Genomic DNA, 19,455 nt, shown 5'->3' with positions numbered 1-19,455 from the left:
TAGTTACTTGTCACTTTTGATAGCCATAATCTGAACAACTGCTGCCATGCCCGTATGTCCGATCCCCTCAATGACTTCTCTATTTATCACGTTAAGGTGACAGCACTCCAACGGCTGAATTTCCTTTTGAAGCAGCTCAGGGCAGTACAACATGTCTAAATCTTTTGGTCCCCCTGTATTTAATTGTAGCTGCTCTTTACGATAAAACTCTCCGATAAAAGCACCTCCTGAGCTTAAGCTAGCCGGGATCTTATGAAATACTTGCTGCCTGAGTTCTGAGGGTAAATGCATAAATACTGCGACAATCAGATCCCAACCTGATCTCTCAAACGAATAATCAGCTAAATCGGTTACCAGCCAATTTACCTCGACACCACGTTGTTTGGCTAAACGCTGACCTTTTTCAACTGCTACCTGAGAAATATCTAACGCTGTCACATCAAAACCTTGCTCTGCTAAAAATACAGCATTACGCCCTTCTCCCTCGGCCAAACAGAGAACTCGTTTCTTACCTTTGAGTTTTGGCATGATAGACATAAGGAAATCATTAGGATGAATTCCGTACACAAATTCATCTGTATTGTAACGCTGGTCCCAAAAATCTTTTGACGACATAAAATAAAACTCTCCGTGAGTACACCACTGGCATAAGACTAAAAACACACAAGCATGTGTAACTAGAGATTGAACACTAGGTATGACTTCGCTAACATTCAACAAAGATTAGATAAATCTAATGCAAAACGCGTTCAATTATTCCTTGGAACGGCATAGGACTAAAAGAATTAGCAAAGCTAAGTGGTAGCAGACAGCAGCCTTATAGGCTGTACTTTTCGAGATAGGAATAGCAGTAAATCATTGTTTTAAAAATTTTTTACATTTTCTGAGGGAGCCCTATGAAACTGAGTGAAAAATCTGCAGATTGGATCATGCCATTAATTCTATCCATTGTGATGACATTTGTGATCTCGTTAGTGACATCAGCCATAAGCCTTGGCATGAGCGAATTTACGCTACTTCGTTGGATTTCTGCTTGGGGAATTTCATGGATCATTGCATTTCCGACTCTTTTACTAGTTTTACCATTTGTCCGGGAGTTAACGAAGAGAATAATCAAGTGGGCCAACGCTAACTGACCTCGTTTCTATTTTTGTCTGAGCTTTTTAGGTTAAAACGAGTCGAACGACTCTCTCTGGCCCTGCAGAATAGTCATTTCTATCACCCATCGCTGAATACCGTACTCTAAAGTATGCGACTCAATAGGGATTTCACCCTTCAACCTACTCTACTCTGATGCGACATATTGTCGCATTGAAGCACTCATCCAGACCTTAAAATACAACCATAGATTAACTTCGGCTCTATACCCATAAAACGATTAATACTTGATTAATCAATTGATTAATCAGAATAGAACACGCAACTTGTTATCTGGTTTTTGCTTGCAACTTTAATAAAATCAACTAAAAGACGAAGTCATTCGCAACATCACCAGTATCGAAATTTCATCGTTCCACCTTGCACAAAAAAGCAACTCAACCTACAGTAGCTTACATTATTCATTATTAATATATGATATTCCACAATGGAATATGAAGTTAATTAATAGTTTTTAGGCAGTATCCTCACTGCCTTCGGAGACTTTATGATTACAAATAAGCCATTAAATACAATAGATTATGATGTAGTTGTTGTAGGTGGTGGAGCTGCTGGCTTAGCGACGATAGCCAGCCTGTTAAAAAGACACCCGGATTTGAACATCGCGCTCGTGGAGCCGAGTGACAAGCATTATTATCAACCTGGATGGACTTTGGTTGGTGGTGGAGTTTTTGAGCAAAGTAGTACAGTCAAGAATATGGCTGATTTAATTCCAAAATGTGTTAGCTGGTTTAAAAATGCAGCATTAGATTTCTCCCCACACCAAAACTCCGTTTTTCTAAGTGATGATACTAAGTTAAGCTATCGCAGCCTTGTTGTGGCTACAGGCCTTAAACTAGATTGGAGCGCAATTCCTGGATTAGAAGACAACCTGGGACGAAATGGTATAACGTCAAACTACCAACCAGGTATGGCACCTTATACTTGGGAGTTAGTACAGAAACTCGAACATGGCAATGCCATTTTCACTCAACCTCCCATGCCCATAAAATGTGCAGGTGCTCCTCAAAAAGCTATGTATTTGTCATGTGATCACTGGTTACGTGACAAAAGACTTCAAAATATTAATGTTGAATTTTGCTCAGCTGGAGCAGCGCTGTTTGGTGTTGCTGAATATCTACCTGCGCTCATGAGTTATGTTGAAAAATATGGCATCACATTAAATCTACAGACTAATCTGATTGCTATAGATGCCGACTCAAAAACAGCAACCTTCAAAAAAACCAACGCAGATAGCAGTACTGAAATCATTGAAAAGAGCTTTGATGTGTTGCACGTTACTCCATATCAGGTGGCTCCAGATGTTATACGTAAAAGCCCCCTAGCTGATGCCGCTGGTTGGATCGACGTGTACCCCGATACGATGCAACATAAAAAATACGCCAATGTATTTGCTCTTGGTGACTGCGCAAACTCGCCAAACTCAAAAACTGCAGCTGCAGTGCGCAAGCAGGCTCCTGTAGTGGCTGAAAATTTAATTAGCATGTTAACTGACCAAAAGTTACGCGCAGTGTATGACGGGTATGGCTCATGCCCCCTTACTGTCGAGCGAGGAAAAATTGTATTGGCGGAATTTATCTATGGAGGAAAAATAGATCCTAGCTTTCCGAAATGGCTTATCGATGGAACAAAACCATCTTCTTTATCATGGTTTTTAAAAGAAAAAATGCTTCCACCACTCTACTGGTATGCCATGTTAAAAGGCCATGAATGGATGGCAACACCGATATACCGCGATGATTTACCAACAGATAGGCACGCTAAACCAAGCTGTAATTTTGATCCCGCCTGAAGTGAATTAGAGTTCGATTCGAAACACAGCTCTGCAGCGTTAAGAATGTAATCTAGCTGCAGAGCTTGAAACAAAAAAAGTTCATTCGAATATATTAACAGTAACTTCGGATTAACCAACCTCTGTTTTGGCATAGTTATAAGCGTAATAAACAACGGGTATAACAATCAGAGTCAGTAGCGTAGAAATCAAAATACCAAATATAAGTGCAACAGCTAAACCACCAAAAATCGGATCATCAAGAATAAAAAACGCACCAAGCATTGCAGCTAACCCTGTAAGAATAATAGGCCGAGCTCTTACCGCAGATGCGTGAACAACAGCAGTTTGTAACATCACGCCTTTAGCCACTTGCTGCTGTATGTAATCCACCAGGAGTATTGAGTTTCGAACAATAATCCCAGCAAGAGCAATCATTCCTATCATTGATGTCGCTGTAAACTGCGCTTGCATAAACCAATGCCCAGGCAAGATACCTATCAATGTAAGTGGGATTGGCGCCATGATAATTAACGGAACGCTGTAAGACTTGAACTGAGCAACTACCAGCAAATAGATCAGAATTAGACCAACCCCATAAGCCAATCCCATATCTCGAAATGTTTCATAGGTTATTTGCCACTCGCCGTCCCATTTTATTCCAACAACATCGGTATTTTCAGGCGCATTGATCATCAATTGTGGCATTTGAGGATAAAGCTGATTGAGTTGTCGCTTAATCTCCAACATGCCATAAAGGGGACTATCATAACCACCTGCCAGGTCTGCTGTAACAAAGACCACTGGTCTCAAATCTTTTCTGTATATCGCGTTTTGTCTTTGTGTCAGAGTTCTGGTCACAACCTCTGATAGTGGGACTGTCCCACCATTAGTTCTCGCTACAGGGAGTTGCTTCAATTGATCCCAATCAGCCAAGGCTCCTTGACTAAGCCTTAAATCAATAGGAGTTAGCCTGTAACGCTGCTCGTCATGCAAGTAACCAGCATTCCCGCCCGATATCGCAATTGTTAAAGCCTGATTTACCGCAGCGACAGACACACCGTAAAGAGCCGCTTTGTTTTGATCAACAGACAATACCCAGCGCTGCTGCGCTGCCTCTGCAGTGGTATCAACATCGGTTACATCATCAATCTGATTAAATATAGCCATTATCTCATTGGCTTTTTTGAGCTGGGCTGGGTAGTCTGGACCATACACTTCAGCAACCAAAGGTGCCATGACAGGAGGCCCCGGAGGAACTTCAACTAATTTAATGGTCGCGCCCGTCTCCTTCGCTAGCTGTAACAACAGTGGTCTGACGCGAAGCGCTATGGCATGACTTTGCTCATCACGTTGAAGTCTGGATACAAGATTAACCTGAACATCGCCTTGCCAAGGGTAGTTCCTTAAATAGTATTGTCTGATTAACCCATTGAAATTAATAGGTGAGGCAGCTCCCGCATAAGTTTGCACATGCGTTACTTCAGGTTGGCGTATTAAAACCAGACTAATTCTATTCAGAACCGCCTGAGTATTTTCCAGCGTGCTCCCTTCAGGTAAATCAACAACGACCTGAAACTCTGACTTATTATCAAAAGGCAGCATTTTCAGTATAACGGTGCGATTGACTACAAGTAACACGGAAGCAGCTATAGCCACTAACAATCCTACCAATAGCCAAACACGTTTACTGCGACCTGCGGTACCTCGAAGAAAAGGTAACATCAGCCGACCAAAAAACGCCTCTGTCTTACCGCCATGATTAGATTCGTGATGAGCGGTTGGTTTTTTATTTGCAAAAACAACATAAAATAACCAAGGTGTCAGAATGAACGCTATCAGCAAAGAGATCATCATCCCCATACTGGCATTGATTGGAATTGGGCTCATATAGGGCCCCATTAATCCGCTAACAAAAGCCATGGGTAGTAATGCTGCAACTACAGTAAACGTTGCGAGAATAGTTGGAGCTCCTACTTCCTCAACTGCGAGTGGGATAGCGTCTATCAAGCTTTTTTCACCATCGAGCCAATGTCGATGAAGGTTTTCGACAACAACTATTGCATCATCAACTAAAATGCCGATTGAGAAAATCAGTGCGAACAATGACACTCGGTTTAAAGTAAAGCCGTAAGCCCATGAGGCAAATAGTGTAATGGCTAAAGTAATAATCACGGCCATACCCACAACAAAAGCCTCACGCCACCCCAATGCAAAACCGACCAATAAAACGACAGACAACGTGGCGAACAAGAGTTTTTTAATCAGAGTGTCAGCTTTGTCCTTCGCTGTATCTCCATAATTTCTGCTGGTTGTCAGTTGAATATCTTTGCTCAAGTAGACTTTAGAAAGGTGTTCAAGTTTACGTTCGATGTCCTGCGTTAACGTGACAGCGTTATAACCCGGTTGTTTAGCTACATAAATTGTAACAGCAGAACTTTGGACTACGTCTTCACTGGATGGATTAAACCGCTGAAAATGCTGCACGTAATTTTCAGGCTCAGCACTTTGAAAACTGATCTCAGCCACATCCGATATATAAACTGGCAATGCTCCCTGTTCTGTTTGTCTCACAGTAACAATCAGGTTGGCTATATCTTTTTCCGTACGTAAAGCCAGACCAGACTCAAGTACAATTTCCTTTTGTGGCTCTAACATAGCCATCTGTTGATTCATTCCACTGCTTTGCTGCAGCGCGGCCTGAATACGGGATAAGTCCAGGTTATAAGCAGCTAACCTCGCGGGGTCAAATCGAAGAAGGACTCTCTCTGGAGCTTCTCCAATACTGTAAACATCGCGACTACCGGACACTTGTTGCAACTGCTCTTCCAGTCCTTTTGCGGCGGCACTCAGTTCTGCGCGAGTAACATCAGGTTTATCACTCCATAATGTAACTGCGAATACGGGAACATCATCAATTCCTTTAGGTTTGATTAAGACTGGGCCAATCAAACTATCCTCAGGTTGCCAGTCTGCATTTGCATAGAATGCGTTATATAAACGAACCAATGCTTCTGTCCGTGGTTCACCAACTTTAAATTGTACAGTTAGAACAGCCATTCCCGCTTCAGAGACCGAATAGACATGTTCTATCCCAGCAATTTCAGCGACAATTTTCTCTGCAGGTATTGCCACCTGTTTCTCGACCATGGATGCCGTAGCACCTTGATATGGGATAAATACGTTGGCAAAGGTTACCTCTATTTGTGGCTCTTCCTCTCGCGGGGTCACAAAAACAGCAAAAATTCCTAGCAAAAAACCAACCAACGCTAACAGAGGCGTGATTTGGCTTACTTTAAAAATCTCAGCAAGACGCCCAGCCAATCCAAGTTTTTCATTCATTTGCCAACAACTCCCAAATCACTCTGAATTCACTTAATGGCTAAGTCGGCTTAAATAAGCCAATGCATCTGTAATGACTTCGGTCCCGGCATCTAGTCCAGAGAGAACTTGTACTTGATTGTTCCCTACGTCTTGTATCCGAACAGGCTGCAACACAGCCCCCTCTGGCGTTTTTTGCCACACAGCGCTTATCTCACCACGCCAAAAGACAGCAGATTTTGGCAGAATCAACACAGGGTCCATAGCAACCTGAAGCTTGAGCACCTGCCAGCTTCCGGGATACAACGAGTATTTCATGTAGTCATCTGGCGGCAATACCATACGCAGAAGAAAACTATGTCCCCCATCACGAGCCTCGGGCGCAATAGTAAGTTTTGGGTTATCGAAATTAAGAAGTTGACCATCAGATAACTCAATCTGAGCCCGATCCGCTTGCTGTACGGCAGATACATGCTGTTGTGGCAACTGTCCACTAACTCGCATGTGCTGCAGACTCAAACCGCGGATCAGTGGTTTACCAGGAGTGGCTAGTTCGCCCAATTCAACAAATCGTTCCTGAACTATACCGCTATATGGAGCTTTAACTGACGTTTGCTCCAAGAGCTCGTTTGCTCGGGCTACAGATGCTGTTGCTTGAGCAACTCTGGCTTTTGCTGCATCGAAATTTGCTGTGGCCTGATCAAATGCAGATTTAGAAATCAATCCTTGCTCCCGGATCTCTTTAGCTCTGCGCCACTCTTTTTCCATCTCAGTTTGCCGGCTCAAAGCTTCCGCCAAAGCAGCTTTTGCCTGCTGCAAACCGGCTTGTTGCTCTATATCACTAAATTTGACAATAACAGCTCCCTGAGGAACTAAGTCATTAACGTCAAACGGGAGCTCAACTATGCGACCACTGATCTGCGCCGAGACAGTGGAGGCAGATGTGGCCTCCACTGTCACTGGTAGTCTTACCCAGCGCGGATAATCAATGGAGCTCAGTTTAGTAAATTCTGAATTGTCGGTTGCATATGCATTCGTTATACAGAAAAAAACCGTCATTAATAATTTGACTTGTAGTTTCATTGACTCTCTCACAATAACGGATTAGTTCATTGCCTATTCTTTGTCTTTTGTCCGATGGATCCCAATAGCACCCAACATGTATTTTTCGTAAATTGGTTCACTAGTGCCATGTTTGACTTTGTACATAAAGTACTTTTCAAAAGCGATTTTAGCGACGTGAACCCATTTCCCCATCGAGGTCCAACTCGTATTACGAGGCGGATTTTGTGGTAATGCTACAAATGCGGCGCCTTTATCTCCCATATCAGCAAGACATATGGCATTAAGAGTTGGTTTTGTTTCCATGTCCTGTCCGCGCTCTAGACTCAGGATATTTTCGACAATACTGGTTGTCATCGACTCAATCATAAAACCAGTTTTAGGGGCTCCTACTGGGACAGGTGTTTGTTCCAAGGGGGGAATAGCTACACAAACCCCAGCCGCAAATATTTTTGGATAACAGGTGCTTCGTTGAAATTCATCTGTCAGGACAAAACCTTTTTCATTACACAACCCTGGAACTTGAGCTATGGCTTCTGAGCCCCTGAAAGAGGGCAAAAACATCGCCATGTTAAAAGGGAGTTGATGGCTAAATTCAATTTCGCCCTTACGGTTAATCTCATGGATATGAGCAAGACCAGAGTCGAAATGATCTACCTTTGCGTTACATATCCACTTGATATCTCGCTGACGAAATTCATGTTCCATCATAGATTTGGAATCACCCACGCCACCTAAGCCCATATGACCAATGTAAGGCTCGCTCGTTACAAACGTAATTGGAATTCGATCACGGATTTTCTTTTTACGCAGTAAGTGTTCAAGAGTTAATACATACTCATACGCGGGACCAAAGCAACTTGCACCTTGCATAGCTCCAACAAGGACGGGCCCCGGCGACTCAACTAATTGACAATAAGCCTGATAAGCCCTCACAGCATGATCAACAGTACAGATAGATTGAGTAAAACCATGCTCAGGACCTGCCCCCGCTACAGCATCAAAAGCCAAACGAGGTCCAGTACAAAGTACCAGATAATCATAGTGAAAAGCCTGACCGTCACCAGTAGTTACCGTGCAATTCTCTGCATCAATGGATGCAACCCCAGTAGTATTGAATGGAATTTTGTACTTTTCTGCGTAGGGTGTTAAATCCAAAACAACCTGCTCACGGGTACGCTCCCCCAAAGCAACCCAGGGATTTGAAGGCACAAACTGAAACTCAGTCCCCTCCCCAATTAGCATTACCTCATGGTTTTTGTCTAACTTTTGGCGTAATTCATATACCACGGACATTCCGCCCAACCCTGCACCAACAACAATTGTACGTTTCATTTCATGAACCTTATGCAGATAAATCTAATATACAACGTTAGCTTAGTAGAGAACATTGGTAGATCAACAACTTGACTATTCATCTTCACTGGAAAATTGCAGGTGCTGCCAATGTTGTTGGGGGAGTAAGTCTGACGAAACAAAATCCGGGGATTTGTGCACTAACAGCATGACGTACTTGTCAGCTAGCCACGGAGCTATGTTCCTCCATATACGCTCAGCCATACTCTCATCTAATCCATTAAATGGCTCGTCAAGCACTACCAGATGAGGAGCGCGCAGCAATAACCTTGCCAGACATATACGTCTGGCTTGGCCGCCTGATAACTCTTGCCCAGTGTCTCCCAACCAACTATCAAGATCAGCAGGTAAAGACTTCGCCCACTCATCAAGTTCAACCAAACGTAATACTTGCCAAACTTTTTCGTCTGAAATATCTGGCAATCCAAGTGTCACGTTGATAAATAGGGTGTCAGCTAAAATACTATTTCGCTGGCTTAAATAAGCAGTGCCTTCCTGTAATGACAAACTATACTGCTCTGAACTCACATTCTGTCCATCGAGTTTAAAACAAGCTATGGTCCCTAAATGTTCAGATTGCTCATGAGCTTCACCAAGAATTAATTCAGCCAACGTTGATTTACCGCTTCCTGAGCGCCCAGTCACGAGTAAATAAGGCTTTGCAGCACTGAACTCCAACGTCAACATCTGCTTCAAACTTGCGGGGATATAAGGGTGGCCACTTAAATGAATGTCTAATTTATTCCACAGTTTCTGCGGCAACAAAGAAGTATCCTTCGTTTCCTCTGCAGGGTTCGCAAGCGGATACAATCGCTCGGCTGCATAACGAGTTCTTCCCAACACTCCAAGCTGACCAGGTAACAACTGGAGTAGCTCACCAAAGGCAAAAACGGCGAGCACTAATAAAACGGCTACCGGCGCATCAAACAGCCCTTCTTGTGCTCCTTTGATCGAACAAATTGCTGCAACTAAAACCATGATGCTATGCAGAGTGTTAATTGCTAACTGCGCATTTGCTTGCAAACGCACTAATCGGCACTGTAACTTATTAAATTTATTAGTAAATATTAATAAACTTTGCTGATGGTGCTCCTGCATTTTAGCGCAACGTAATTCAGGCAAACCATTCATATGATTGATGAACTCTTCTCTGGCACTATTAAAAAGCGTCACCAGAGCCTTGCTATCGTTTTCCTGTAATCGAAGAAACAGGATAAAAATCATACAGCTCAAGAATAAGGTCGAAGTGAATAAAAAAAGTGCAGCGGTATAAGACCAAAAACTAACTAACAGGCTCAACAATAGTAAACCCAATACAGCAGCAAATGGGGGCAATAACAAACGCAGTAGCAGACTATCCATACTATCCAAGTCTGCAGTCAGACGACTTAACCAGTCAGCATTCGTTTGTTTCTTTAACTCTGAAGTTCGAAAAGTGGAGAGTCCTTTAAATAATTGCTGGCGAATAAGTGATAACTGCCTTAACACAGAATCATGGTTATACAATCGTTCCATGTAACGACTTACTGTTCGCCCAAGAGCGAAAAAACGAATTCCACTCCCCGGTAAATAGATATCCAGAGCCAGCATTGCACCAGCTGCAACACTGATGCCAGCCAGTGCAGTTGCAGTAATAAACCAACCAGATAATGCTAAAAGCGCCATTGCAAATGCAGCAGTTAGAAACACTAATAGGGCACCAATCATTACTCGATTACGATGTCGCCATAAAAGTATAATGCTCCAGTAGCGCAAAGAGTTGACTTCATTTAGGCTTTTATTTTTCAATGGTTAAAGACTCCAATGAAGATAAATCCCAGTGTTCATCTGCTAGTGTCAATAATGCCGGATCATGACTGACAAGTATTAGAACCACAGATGGTTTTAATTTCTGCAAAACGCTCAGCACAAGGTCGCGACTTTGCGGATCTAGACTTGCAGTTGGTTCATCCAGCAGCATTATTTCACTACCAATCAATAGCGTGCGAGCCAAAGCCAATCGCTGCATCTGACCACCGGATATACCTCCTCCCTGTTCATCGATAAGACGACCAAATCCATTCGGATGGCCTCGCACGTAACTATCCAGACCAAGTAAAGCCAGAGCCTCAAGCATATCTTGCTCCGACACATCAGGAGACAACACTTTTAGGTTATCCCCCCAACTTCCATTGATGATCCAAGGCTGCTGTGGCAGATAAGCAACCGCATGTTGCTGTAAGGGTTGACCATTAAACAAAACATCTCCTGACAAGGGAGGGAGCAAGCCTGCAATACTTTGCAGTAAAGTACTTTTGCCTGATCCGGACCTCCCACTAACAAGAAGACATTGCCCTGTCCTCAATCTGGCTGAAAGATTTTTATATAAAGGGTAGTGGTTGGAGTGACCTATTGTTAATCGTTGGATGTCTAATTGAGAAGCTGAAGCTCGGATAGAGGTAAGTTCGCTCTCTGAACTTACCTTATTAAAATCATCAGGGATTAGTTGTAAAATTAGTTGCCCTGCCGAAGCCAAAGCAGCTGCTTTATCGTGATAAAACTGAGCAAAGGTGCGAAGCGGCTGGAAAAACTCGGGAGCTAATAACAAAATAAATAACCCAGACAACAAGGTTAGCTCAGCAGAAGGTCCCCAACTGATCGCACCTAATAGAGAGAACCCTATGTAAAGAGCTATGCTTGCAATTGCAACACTGCTAAAAAACTCTAAGACCGCAGAAGACAAGAACGCAATTTTTAGTGTTTTCATCACAACATCTCGGTACCTGTCACTCCTCTGTGCAACTTCATCAAGAGTTTGTGTTTCGGCATTTAATCGCTTTATCGTCGTGAGATTTTTAATTCTGTCTAAAAAATGTCCAGCAAGTCTCTGGCGCGACACAAAATGATTTTTATTGAGCTGTTCAGCACCTTTTCCTACCAGAACCATAAATAGCGGTATTAAAGGAGCGCTAAGTAGCAGCAAAAGAGCAGCGAGCCAATCATGAATATAGACAGCTATCAGAATGATCAGAGTTGAAAATACACTGATGTATTGCTGCGGCCAATATCTGGCCAAAAAACCATCAAAAGCTTCTGTATCCTCCAACCACTGGCCAGCACACGCAGCGGGAGAATATTGTTGTATCAATGAGACGGGCTGTCGTTGCCAGCTTTGCAGAAGTGCCAATCGAACTGAATCACGCCCAGCCGCACTGGCGGCGCCAGAAATTTGCTCTTGAGCTCTTAACAGACAAACTCGGGCTACCATAAAACCAGCTACTGAACAGAGCCAGTTTACTGGTAGTCCCGACTCTGGTGCTATGACGACCCCCAAGTACAGTGCATAACACAAACTATACCACTGAGCAGTTAAACAGAAAGTCGCTAGTACAGCACAACCTACTGCAAGAAATAGCTTCGAGGATTGCTTTTTACTTACGACTTTCAGGAGATGCTGTGCGTCACTAAAATGTGACGCACTCCCTACTCTGGTATCAGAAATGACAGTCTTGTGGTTAGAACTCACTGTTAATGATATCCGCCAGCTTTCACCTTGCCGCGAAATACCCAATAGGTCCATGCTGTATAAGTAAGCACTATAGGTATCACGAACAGGAAGCCTAATAACAAGAACAGCTGCGACTCAAAGGCTGATGCCGCGTCATAAAGGGTGTAATTAGGTGGGACCATATAAGGCCATTTACTGGCTAATAATCCAAGGTAGGTGAACAAGAACAGGCCCATTGTTGCCACAAATGGCATACCTTCTTGCTGTTTTCTAAGCGAGCTAAAAACTATATAAGCACAATACAATGCCAGCAAAGGCAGTATCCATATTGCACTGAAACCACTAAACCAACGTTCTTTTACTAATGGATCTACGAATGGCGTATAAACACTAATCACAGCAAAAACGACCAGAACCATTAACAAAAGCCGCGGTGCCAGTTTGTAAGCCCACTGCTGGACTGAGCCTTCAGATTTCATAATCAGCCACGTAGCACCGAGCAAAGCATATCCAGCCACCAGACCTAAGCCTGTAATTACAGTAAAAGGAGTTAGCCAATCTAAAGCTCCGCCTACATAGCGAAAATTCTCTGTTTTAAAGCCTTGAATGTATGCACCTACAACCGCGCCTTGGGCAAATGCAGCGACTGTTGAACCGCCCGCAAAAGCCCAATTCCATAAGTATTTAGATGTCTTCGCTTTGAATCTGAACTCAAAAGCAACTCCCCGGAAAATTAATCCAGCAAGCAAAAGAAAAACACCTATGTACAAGGCAGGTAAAAACACAGCATAGACTAGAGGAAATGCAGCTAATAGACCTGCCCCTCCCAAAACAAGCCAGGTCTCATTACCATCCCACACTGGAGCGACTGAATTCATCATGACATCTCTGTGATGCTCATCAGGGGCAAACGGAAAAAGAATCCCCTGCCCCAAATCAAACCCATCCATCAACACATACATCATGACGCCAAATGCAATGATACCAGCCCAAATCAGCGTTAAATCAAATGGTTGTTCCATTAGTTATCTCCTTCCAAACTGGCATGCGCGGCAGAAAACGGTCTTTTCGCACGTTCAACTTCATCTTGCTCATGTGGTCGGTTTGCTTTTTCGATACCTCCACGAAATACTTTGAGCAAATAGTAAACGCCCGCACTAAACACCAACGCGTACACAACGATATATCCAATTAGTGTGAACAGAGCCATTCCACCAGTCAAAGAAGGGGTAACGCCCTGAGCGTGGGTCATCTGTCCGTAAATCAACCAAGGTGCCCGGCCAGTTTCTGTCACAACCCATCCCGCCAGTACAGCAAAAAACGGACTTAAACTCATCAATCTCAAGCCTTGCAGAAAGCTGGTTGATTGGTAATATTTTCCTTTAACCCGTAGTACCAAACCCCAGATCGAAAATAACACCATCAATAATCCCATCGCGACCATAACTCGAAATGCCCAAAAAACTATGAATACAGGTGGTTGCATCTCGGGAGCGACTTCATTTAACCCAGGAACTTCGCCATTCCAGTCATGAGTCAGTACGTAACTCGCCATGTTCGGAACTTTCACTTCAAAATGATTGGTCTGCGCATCCTGATCTGGAATAGCGAAAAGCAGCAACGGTACCCCATTACTGGTTTGCCAGTTACCCTCCATTGCAGCGACTTTCATAGGTTGATGCTTAAGTGTATTCAAACCGTGCAAGTCACCAATAAATACTTGCAACGGCGCTAAGATTAGAAGCATCCAAAGCGCTATAGATAAGGCCTTACGGTTCGTTTCAAATTCGCGCTTTTGCAAAATAAACCATGCACTGACACCAGCGACTACGAGAGCAGCAGTCAGAAATGAAGCCAACGCCATGTGAGCAAATCGGTAGGCAAAAGAAGCAGTAAACAAAGCGTCGGCCCATGAAACCACATGGTACATGCCGTTTCTTAGTTCAAGACCATCTGGAGTCTGCATTAAAGAGTTCGCTGACAAAATCCAGAAAGAGGAAATAAAGGTTCCTGTAGCAACCATGATAGCAGCGAAAAGATGTACGCCTTGTGGAACCTTGTCCCGTCCAAATAGCAACACACCTAAGAACGCTGCTTCAAGGAAAAATGCAGTAATCACCTCGTAGCTTAATACCGGACCAAGGAAGTTGGCTGTAGCGTAGGCGAAATTACTCCAATTTGTTCCAAACTGGAAAGACATCACTATACCGGATACAACGCCCATGCCAAAAACAACGGCAAACACCTGTATCCAGAATTTGGATAACTTTTGCCAAACTGGATTGCCCGTCTTGAAAGACAGAGCTTCAAGAACAGCGATAAAGCTGGCTAAACCTATGGTGAACACAGGGAAGATTGCATGAAAGCATACGACAAACGCGAACTGTATGCGTGAAAGGACGAGCGGATCAAGCTCCATAACGACTCCCGAAGAGTTAATTTTGAAAAAACTGGTACATTGTACTTAAGCTATATTAAACATTTCTTATAAACAAGTGCGGCATATTGCCGCAGTAACGAACTTTACAGCTTAAAGTTATCGCTAACAGCATGTTATAGGATTATTATTAATAAGAACTCTCTAATTAACAAGGAAATAGCATGAAAGCTAACGTAGGTGGTTTGGACAAGGCTCTTCGTATCACAGCTGGAGTGGTTTTAATTGCTCTGGCTGCAACTGGAACTGTAGGCATGTGGGGATGGATTGGTATCGTTCCTTTGCTGACGGGATTATTCAGTGTTTGCCCACTGTACTCTTTATTGGGTATTAAGACCTGTAAAGTCAGTTGAAACTAGCGCATTAAATAATGAATAAACTCGCAAATCTTTGGAAAAATTTAGATTAAGAATATATATCGTACATTAGCTAAAAATATCAGCAGATTTTTAATCTATGGCTCGCAAAATCTAAATAATGCGGCAATCGAATGACTGCCGCATTATGTTATCAACGCGTTGGGCCGATATCAAAACGACTGCTTAGCTCTAACATTTGTTGTGCAGTGACCTCTAGTTGCGCAGAAACCATATCAGCCTCTTTCGACCTAGTCTTCGTTTGATCACTGAACTGATTCACACGGGTCAAATTCTTATCCATTTCCTGAACTACAATACTTTGCTGCTCAGTTGCACTAGCTATTTGCAGCGTCATATCACTAATTTGACTCACTGAGTCCATAATTCTTAACAAAGATTCTTTAGCATCATCGACAAGCAGTACACCTTCTTTTGCTTTGTCTACTCCGGAAGTCATCACTTCAACCGATAATTGAGCAGTGCGTTGTAACGCATCAATTTTAGATTTGATCTCCGCTGTTGATGCTTGAGTTCTTCCAGCAAGACTGCGTACTTCATCTGCTACGACCGCAAAACCACGCCCTTGCTCTCCGGCGCGCGCCGCTTCGATAGCTGCGTTAAGAGCAAGTAAGTTAGTCTGTTCAGCTATAGCCTGAATAGTGTCAAGAATAGTCCCAATGTTCAGACTCTCTTGCCGCACCATTCCGATGGTCTCTGACGCCCGGGTCACTTCATCTGCAATGGAATTTATTGCACGAATAACCTGATGAACTTTGTCCTGGCCATCTAACGCATTCTTCTCTGAGACCTCGGTAGCGTCAGATGTATTCTGAGCATGTTTGGCAACCTCTGTAATGGTTGCAGCCATTTCATTCATTGCAGTGGCTAGCTGGTCTATTTCGAGGGCCTGTTGTTGAAGATCCAAATCTGTTCTTTTGGTGACATCAGAAACCCTTGCTGATTGCTCTGCTATGGATTGTGAGGTTTGTAAGAGGTGACTCATCATTTGTCTGAGTGATATCTGCATCCGATTAAATGCCTGAGCAACCTGCCCGAGCTCATCATCCGAACCAGTATCAAGTTGAGGTCTGTTCAGTTGGCCGGATGCTATAGCTTCAGCTTGGTCTCTCAAACGTTTAGCTGGATGTGATACCAATCTTTGCAACACGACGGTCATCACTATCGCAGCGACTATAGCCAGAAAAATGGCAGACCAGATTGCAATAACTGCTGATTGTTCGGTCTCTTGCGCAGCCTTTACTATTTGTTCCCGCTGCTTAGCAAGCAATGTCGTGGTCTCATTTAGTCCAGCTCTTAGTTTAGCCAGATGAACCAGTGTTTCTTCTTTATAGATCTGGTGACGATCCTGTTCAGCCATAGAGCCTAACTTAGCAGCACTAGCATGCAAAGCTTTGTGGTGACTATCAAGCGCATCAAAAGCCTGGCGGAGTTCAGGGGAAGAAAACTGGTAAGCATCGGAAGATTTCAACTGCTGATACCACTGCCCAAATTTGCATTGTGTTGGCTGCAACTCTCCGGTAAATGGCTGATTAAAAAGTAAACTATTAGCAAGCTGATTAGTCCAGTTTAAGTGATCTATTTCTTTTTCTAACTGCAAAATGGCGAGACTTCGACGCTCATTAGCCTGCTCCCTTGCTTCAGATGTTGCGCTTTGTGAGTAAACAAAAATCACACCGACTAACAAGATAAATGAGATTAAACCAATGAAACTCAATCCAATTTTCTTACCCAAAGACAACGAACTACGTGTAGAGCTCATAAAAATTCTCTTTTTAACTAAGATTAGTGTCTTAACAGATAAAACTCTAAAGCTTTTAAGGGAGACATCGAGAGAAAATACAAATTTTCCCTCTTTTTGACAACGTCTTGTTGCCTAATTTAAAAACTAACATGAGTTACTAATTTTATCAATTTCAACTTTCTCATACTAAAATAGCAACAAAGAACCTGACACTCTTCCTTGTAAAAATAGGTCAGCAAACTGAAACAATCACCCTAAACTTTTAACGACCAAGTACTTTCGCCACCAATACGTCTTATCTAGGGTGGTTAAATATTAGCTTCTATTCAGTTATAGACCGCAATAGTGAGAAAGTATGCCAGATCCAGAGGTAATGCTAGGTGAAAGAGCTTTGCTTCACAAAGCTCTGGGTGGGTTTCAAAATCCAGTTTTTCATTAAAATCTGTAGTTAAATCCGGCATAAAACGAGCGTCCCATGCCAGGCATTCTGATACCAAAAGGAATACCATTGAGTGACATCGTCATCCCCTGCCCCGTATAGGTACCACCTTGTGGCAGGTAGTAGAGGGTATCAAACAGGTTTTCGATGCCCGCATCCAGCCGAAGCTGTGACCAGCTATGACTCAGTCGCAGTGCCACTATGCCATAACCCGGAGTAGCTTGCTCACCGCGAATAGAAGACAGCCTGGTTTTGCTTTTACTTATTTGCCATTCCAGGCTGTTATCCCAACCGCCTGTTGCGTGGCTCAAGGTCAGTCGGCCATGTAAAGGTGGGGTTTGATACAGGCCATCTCCGGTATCCGTATTACGCGCATCCAGATAGCTGCCAATAGCACTGAATTGCCAACGCCCATTCTGATTTTGCGCCAACTCTGTTTGCAGACTCAGGTCCACGCCTTTCAGTTCAACCTGCTGGTTTTGATAACGCAGAATATTAAACTGCCCGGCTTGCCAGCTGCTGTTCGCCGCGACGGCATCTATATAGTTATCCACCCGAGTCAGATAAGGTCTGACTGATAACTGGTGCTTCTGATCGAGACTATGCCAGTTCAGGCTGGCAGCCAACAAACGGGCACGCTCAGGACGTAGCTGCAGGTTACCAACATAGCCATTACCATCCCCCACCAGGTTATTCATCGAGGCGGCCATAGCCCAACCCGACCAGACATAGGTTTCATATAAATTTGCTGACCGATTTTTTTGGGCAGCCGCCAGTTCCAGCTCAAGCTGTGGGTGAAGCTGATAACGACTAACTAGGCTTAAGTCCAGATTATCATCACTGAGCTTGCGCTCTGCCTGATTAAACTGTGCCGCTTGCAAAGCCTGCATGCCCATCGCAGTGCTGCTAGTGGAGTAGCCACTCACTGGTCCGGCATTACGCTCGACCCGCTCATGACGCACACCGTATTGCACCAGCCAGTCCTCGTTAATAGCGAGCTCATGCTCTGCAAAAACCGCAATACGGCTGCGCTCACCCTGATTTATATTGAGAAAAGTACCGGGGCCCATGGCACCGCCAGACGCAGTCCAGTAATCGTCCAGTTTTAGTTGCTGCCAGTCTGTGCCAAGGCGCAACAGCGAGTCGCGGCTCAAATCCACATCACCACTGAAATGAAAACCGCTATTGGCCGACTCAGAATGCATCGGCATACCGGCGGCACAAGTCCCGGCAGGATCGCCATGAAACCGCACAGGCTCACAGGCTTTACCCATCACAGCCAAACTGCCGTACCAAAACTGTCTGTCCGGACCAAAGTCCATTTTATGCTCTACATTTTCCCGATACAGCCGGCTTTTCAGCTGCCCAAACTCAGTATCGCGTTGCCAACTCAGATTCACCCTCTGCTGCTGATTCTGCAGTAAATCCATGCGCTGATTGGCAAAACCCTGATAAGGCATCTGCTGATAACCAAGCTGTAATTCCACCTGATCAGCGCCTTGCTGATGCGCCAGCCGCAGCTGATGATTCTGCGTTTCAAAACCTGTCGATGCCACTTCATCCAAAGCAATACTGTGTCCGGGCCTCCCACTGGAGCTTTGGGTTTTAAAATCAGCCGCCGCATGGTAATTGTTGCCCTTGCTCCAGTTGCCGCTGTACTGTGCAAAATTCTGCTGTGCACTGTAACTAAGTTTCACATCTGTGCCCCGGGCCTGATTATTACTGCGATAAAAGCCGCCTAAGGCACCACTGGATTTTGGCATTGCGGAAAACTCTGGAGCTAAAGACTCGCTGATAATGCTGCCGCCAATACTGTCACCGCCAACACTGACTGGTGTCACACCCGCAAATACCCGGATTTTTCCCACAGCCGAAGGCGCCAGATAAGACAGAGGCGGATTCATATGATTAGGACAGGCGGCGACTTGATCCATACCATCAACCTGGATCCGAATTCGGTCATCAGCCAAACCTCGGATACTGGGCAACCCCGACACAGCCCCCGCTTGCTTCACCGTAACACCAGCAAAACGACTTAATAGCGCAGCCGTATCGCTGGTGGCTGCGATTTGGTTTTGTAGCTGTTCTGCAGTAACAGACCATGACTTAGCACCTGCGGCCTTGCCTTCAATTTCAATATGCTCAATATCTGTAGTCGCAAAGACCGGCTGGCAGACAAGATAAAAAGCTAAAGTGCAGGATGAAATAGCAAAAGTAGCAAAGTGCAGACTGGATTGTAACGACATAGGTGGGCCTTACAGTAATCATCTCAAAGATCGATATGGTAGTAAGTTCAAAGAGAT

13 protein-coding genes are annotated in these 19,455 nt (G+C 44.0%); 3 read left to right on the top strand and 10 right to left on the bottom strand.

Features of this window, described 5'->3' with window-relative positions:
* Positions 1-3: 3 nt before the first annotated feature.
* A complete protein-coding gene (locus IEW88_RS04885; protein WP_147903284.1) occupies positions 4-615 on the bottom strand; it encodes a class I SAM-dependent methyltransferase in 612 nt (203 codons plus the stop codon).
* Between the two features lie 281 nt (positions 616-896).
* Between IEW88_RS04885 and IEW88_RS04880 the strand changes: the two genes are divergently transcribed.
* Both IEW88_RS04880 and IEW88_RS04875 read left to right on the top strand, forming a co-directional pair.
* A complete protein-coding gene (locus IEW88_RS04880; RefSeq protein WP_147903283.1) occupies positions 897-1,136 on the top strand; it encodes a DUF2798 domain-containing protein in 240 nt (79 codons plus the stop codon).
* 509 nt (positions 1,137-1,645) lie between these two features.
* Positions 1,646-2,950, top strand: a complete 1,305-nt coding sequence (locus IEW88_RS04875) for an NAD(P)/FAD-dependent oxidoreductase (protein ID WP_147903282.1) — start codon at positions 1,646-1,648, stop codon at positions 2,948-2,950.
* A gap of 111 nt (positions 2,951-3,061) precedes the next feature.
* Here IEW88_RS04875 and IEW88_RS04870 read toward each other — a convergent pair whose 3' ends face one another.
* The 7 genes from IEW88_RS04870 to IEW88_RS04840 form a co-directional block, all read right to left on the bottom strand.
* Positions 3,062-6,271: an efflux RND transporter permease subunit gene (locus IEW88_RS04870; protein WP_147903281.1), complete on the bottom strand. Its 3,210-nt coding sequence runs from the start codon at positions 6,269-6,271 to the stop codon at positions 3,062-3,064.
* A gap of 33 nt (positions 6,272-6,304) precedes the next feature.
* Positions 6,305-7,210 (bottom strand): efflux RND transporter periplasmic adaptor subunit, encoded by a 906-nt coding sequence (locus IEW88_RS04865; RefSeq protein WP_229670313.1) that lies wholly within the window; start codon positions 7,208-7,210, stop codon positions 6,305-6,307.
* A gap of 156 nt (positions 7,211-7,366) precedes the next feature.
* Positions 7,367-8,647, bottom strand: a complete 1,281-nt coding sequence (locus IEW88_RS04860; protein ID WP_147903279.1) for an NAD(P)/FAD-dependent oxidoreductase — start codon at positions 8,645-8,647, stop codon at positions 7,367-7,369.
* A 75-nt stretch (positions 8,648-8,722) separates the two neighbouring features.
* Positions 8,723-10,456, bottom strand: coding sequence for an amino acid ABC transporter ATP-binding/permease protein (locus IEW88_RS04855; RefSeq protein ID WP_147903278.1), 1,734 nt, complete (start codon positions 10,454-10,456; stop codon positions 8,723-8,725).
* Positions 10,446-12,227 carry a thiol reductant ABC exporter subunit CydD gene (gene cydD, locus IEW88_RS04850; RefSeq protein ID WP_147903277.1) on the bottom strand — a complete coding sequence of 594 codons (1,782 nt, stop codon included), beginning with the start codon at positions 12,225-12,227 and terminating at the stop codon, positions 10,446-10,448. The genes IEW88_RS04855 and cydD overlap by 11 nt, the downstream gene beginning before the upstream one ends.
* Positions 12,176-13,177, bottom strand: coding sequence for a cytochrome d ubiquinol oxidase subunit II (gene cydB, locus IEW88_RS04845; RefSeq protein WP_147903276.1), 1,002 nt, complete (start codon positions 13,175-13,177; stop codon positions 12,176-12,178). The genes cydD and cydB overlap by 52 nt, the downstream gene beginning before the upstream one ends.
* Positions 13,177-14,574 carry a cytochrome ubiquinol oxidase subunit I gene (locus IEW88_RS04840; protein ID WP_147903275.1) on the bottom strand — a complete coding sequence of 466 codons (1,398 nt, stop codon included), beginning with the start codon at positions 14,572-14,574 and terminating at the stop codon, positions 13,177-13,179. Before IEW88_RS04840 ends, cydB begins: the two co-directional genes overlap by 1 nt.
* A 182-nt stretch (positions 14,575-14,756) precedes the next feature.
* Between IEW88_RS04840 and IEW88_RS04835 the strand changes: the two genes are divergently transcribed.
* Positions 14,757-14,945 carry a YgaP family membrane protein gene (locus tag IEW88_RS04835; protein ID WP_147903274.1) on the top strand — a complete coding sequence of 63 codons (189 nt, stop codon included), beginning with the start codon at positions 14,757-14,759 and terminating at the stop codon, positions 14,943-14,945.
* A gap of 157 nt (positions 14,946-15,102) precedes the next feature.
* Here the strand turns inward: IEW88_RS04835 and IEW88_RS04830 are convergent, their stop codons facing one another.
* Positions 15,103-16,731, bottom strand: a complete 1,629-nt coding sequence (locus tag IEW88_RS04830; protein ID WP_147903273.1) for a methyl-accepting chemotaxis protein — start codon at positions 16,729-16,731, stop codon at positions 15,103-15,105.
* A gap of 417 nt (positions 16,732-17,148) precedes the next feature.
* Positions 17,149-19,398 carry a TonB-dependent receptor gene (locus IEW88_RS04825; protein WP_147903272.1) on the bottom strand — a complete coding sequence of 750 codons (2,250 nt, stop codon included), beginning with the start codon at positions 19,396-19,398 and terminating at the stop codon, positions 17,149-17,151.
* Between the last annotated feature and the right edge of the window lie 57 nt (positions 19,399-19,455).

Origin of the sequence: Rheinheimera tangshanensis, from assembly GCF_014645135.1 — a bacterium.
Lineage (GTDB): Bacteria > Pseudomonadota > Gammaproteobacteria > Enterobacterales > Alteromonadaceae > Pararheinheimera > Pararheinheimera tangshanensis.
Note: the sequence above shows the minus strand (reverse complement) of the source record. Positions and strands in the feature narration are given on the sequence as shown.

Bases quoted from the DNA above. Each gene is read 5' to 3' on its own strand.
- IEW88_RS04885 (WP_147903284.1), bottom strand. From the start codon at position 615: ATGTCGTCAAAAGATTTTTGGGACCAGCGTTACAATACAGATGAATTT.
- IEW88_RS04880 (WP_147903283.1), top strand. From the start codon at position 897: ATGAAACTGAGTGAAAAATCTGCAGATTGGATCATGCCATTAATTCTA.
- IEW88_RS04875 (WP_147903282.1), top strand. From the start codon at position 1,646: ATGATTACAAATAAGCCATTAAATACAATAGATTATGATGTAGTTGTT.
- IEW88_RS04870 (WP_147903281.1), bottom strand. From the start codon at position 6,271: ATGAATGAAAAACTTGGATTGGCTGGGCGTCTTGCTGAGATTTTTAAA.
- IEW88_RS04860 (WP_147903279.1), bottom strand. From the start codon at position 8,647: ATGAAACGTACAATTGTTGTTGGTGCAGGGTTGGGCGGAATGTCCGTG.
- cydD (WP_147903277.1), bottom strand. From the start codon at position 12,227: ATGGACCTATTGGGTATTTCGCGGCAAGGTGAAAGCTGGCGGATATCA.
- cydB (WP_147903276.1), bottom strand. From the start codon at position 13,177: ATGGAACAACCATTTGATTTAACGCTGATTTGGGCTGGTATCATTGCA.
- IEW88_RS04840 (WP_147903275.1), bottom strand. From the start codon at position 14,574: ATGGAGCTTGATCCGCTCGTCCTTTCACGCATACAGTTCGCGTTTGTC.
- IEW88_RS04835 (WP_147903274.1), top strand. From the start codon at position 14,757: ATGAAAGCTAACGTAGGTGGTTTGGACAAGGCTCTTCGTATCACAGCT.
- IEW88_RS04830 (WP_147903273.1), bottom strand. From the start codon at position 16,731: ATGAGCTCTACACGTAGTTCGTTGTCTTTGGGTAAGAAAATTGGATTG.
- IEW88_RS04825 (WP_147903272.1), bottom strand. From the start codon at position 19,398: ATGTCGTTACAATCCAGTCTGCACTTTGCTACTTTTGCTATTTCATCC.